The sequence below is a fragment of the Moorena sp. SIO3B2 genome, from assembly GCF_010692525.1.
GTDB classification, from domain to species: domain Bacteria; phylum Cyanobacteriota; class Cyanobacteriia; order Cyanobacteriales; family Coleofasciculaceae; genus Moorena; species Moorena producens.
This window is the reverse complement of sequence record NZ_JAAHHE010000699.1, coordinates 1-2,184: the sequence shown is the minus strand read 5'-3', so window position 1 is coordinate 2,184 and position 2,184 is coordinate 1. Positions and strand designations below refer to the sequence as shown.

General features: G+C 42.1%; 2 protein-coding genes and 1 pseudogene. All 3 read left to right on the top strand.

Annotated elements, in window-relative coordinates; genetic code table 11:
- A pseudogene (locus F6K38_RS39975) lies at positions 1 to 747 on the top strand (hypothetical protein); the annotation flags it as partial.
- Positions 748 to 763: 16 nt separating this feature from the next.
- Positions 764 to 1,528 carry a M23 family metallopeptidase gene (locus F6K38_RS43800; protein ID WP_353737285.1) on the top strand — a complete coding sequence of 255 codons (765 nt, stop codon included), beginning with the start codon at positions 764 to 766 and terminating at the stop codon, positions 1,526 to 1,528.
- A gap of 104 nt (positions 1,529 to 1,632) precedes the next feature.
- A complete protein-coding gene (locus F6K38_RS39960) occupies positions 1,633 to 1,773 on the top strand; it encodes a hypothetical protein (RefSeq protein WP_287360422.1) in 141 nt (46 codons plus the stop codon).
- Positions 1,774 to 2,184 lie beyond the last annotated feature (411 nt).

Sequence of the window (2,184 nt, the reverse complement as noted above, 5' to 3'; positions counted from 1 at the left end):
AATGTTGCTACCGCCCTATCTCATGGTGGCAGAGTCAATATTGTAATTCCTAAGCTAGCGAAAAAAAGTGAAGCAGGCGTAAGAGACCCCTATGCCTTACTCAATTGGCTTGGTGTAACTCAAGCAGAAAAAATAGACGAAAGTATCGGAGCGTTTAAACGTTCTTTCGGTACACACTTCATGAAAAGGTCGAGGCAGGAAGAAAAAGTTCGAGAGCAGGGAGGAAAGCTAGCAGCAATTAAAAATAAAATTTATGGAACAGAACTTTATGGCATAAATTTAGCTGTTGGTGGAATTGGTGAGACAGATTTCAACAGTGATATAATTTTGCCAGATGGAGCCCACGGACATTTGCTGATTGTTTTTCGACCTCCAACTATAGAAAAATTCGGAGCCCTAGAGGTTGGAGTAGAAACAACTGCTCCAGGTGGTGCGAGTAACGAGGGATATGTTCATAACTGGAAGTCAACAGAAGCCACCGCAAACCCTCTATCTAGTGCGGGAGGTGCTAAAGCTGAAAAACACGGAAAAGGAAAGCTCGATTGGAATCGCCTCAGTATAGTTTCTCTCGACGATATAGATCAAACTACAGTAGTAGCAAAGGAAATGGAAAATTGGCTTGAAAAATTGGAAAGACTAAAGGCTTTCTATGATTTTTTGGAAAAAACTAGGAGAATAAGTACTCAAGACTTAGTTGGTAGACGAGATAATTTTAGGGGTAAAATCACCTCATATACAAACTATTAAATATTTCGTGAAACTCATGGGTAATCTACGACAAAGCCAAACCACAAAAACAGTAAATTCTCAACAGCAACAACCATCACCTAGTACCAAACTAGAGCTCCACCCCATAGAAGAATTGCAAGGGATAATCGGCAACCGGGCACTAGGTAATTTAATTAAGTCCCAGCACCAAAACTCTCAGTCAGAAGTTGGTTACCAACAGAAAGTTGCTCGAACTATTGACCCTCTGCTGAGTAGTGTTTCCCCTGTTAGTGGGCAGCCAATCCAACGTCAGCCAATGTTTAGGGGACTTTCCCATGAGTTAAGGGGCAATTGGCAGCAGGGCAATCCAGTGCAGCCAAAGCTGACTATTGGTCAAGTTGGGGACAAGTATGAGCAAGAAGCCGACCGAGTAGCATCGGAAGTAGTGGACCGGATTAACACACCAGTTTCTAGTTTGTCAACTCAACATGAGTCGATTCAACGTCAAGACGAAGAAAGCACTAGCGATAGTAGCACGATTCGAGCGCTAGCCCAGGGCAAGGTAATTTTCGCGGGTTGGTACAATGGTTGTGGCAATACAGTTAAGATTGATCACGGCAATGGTTTGGTGACACGCTATGTTCATAACCGTAAACTATATGTGAGCCAGGAACAGGTGGTGCAGCAAGGGGAACCAATCGCAGCAGCTCGCTCTAAAGTTCGTTCTACTGCTCCTCACCTCCACTTTGAAGTCCGTATGCATAAGACACCATCATCTCCAAGTATCTACATCAGAAGGCAATGTTTTGAATACAGCTAACAAACCCAAATCCTTCAAACGCTTACATTATCTGAATAATTTATAGTTTATTTAAAAAATTTTATGTTAATTTAACCAAAGTTTTATTACCAGATGAATTACTAGTGACAAGGGCTATTGGCATAAAACTGTCTATAGCCTTGGCAACATTTATATCCAGTCGAGAGCAGCACAAAGCAATTAGTTTTACTCATCGCGATCGCTCCAGTTCTCCCATATTTCTATCACTCCCACAATCCCTTTGACCTGAAAGGCTATATGATTATTACACTGTGACTTTTGCCGACTCTTAATTTAAGCAAGCTCATGGGTAATCTACGACAAAGCCAAACTAAAAAAACACTAACTTCTCAACAGCAACAAGAGTGCGTACGCTCTTGTAGGGTGGGCAAATGGACATGATTCCTAATTAAATTACCAAACTATCAGAATTTGCCCACCCTACCCCTGAGGTGAGCAAATCCACTACCGTCTACCCTGTTGTTAATTGGTTTATCGGTTAAAATTGTAGAGCAAGTCAAAAAAATCTTAACCTGCTGAAGGGGTGACAAGCAAGACCGATCCCCTGATTTTGTAGGGTGGGCAAATGGGCATCAGAGCTGATGAAATGATCAAATTCTCAAAATTTGCCCACCCTACCCCTACTGGCACAATTG

Coding starts and splice junctions, on each gene's coding strand:
- F6K38_RS43800 (WP_353737285.1), top strand. CDS start 764: ATGGGTAATCTACGACAAAGCCAAACCACAAAAACAGTAAATTCTCAA.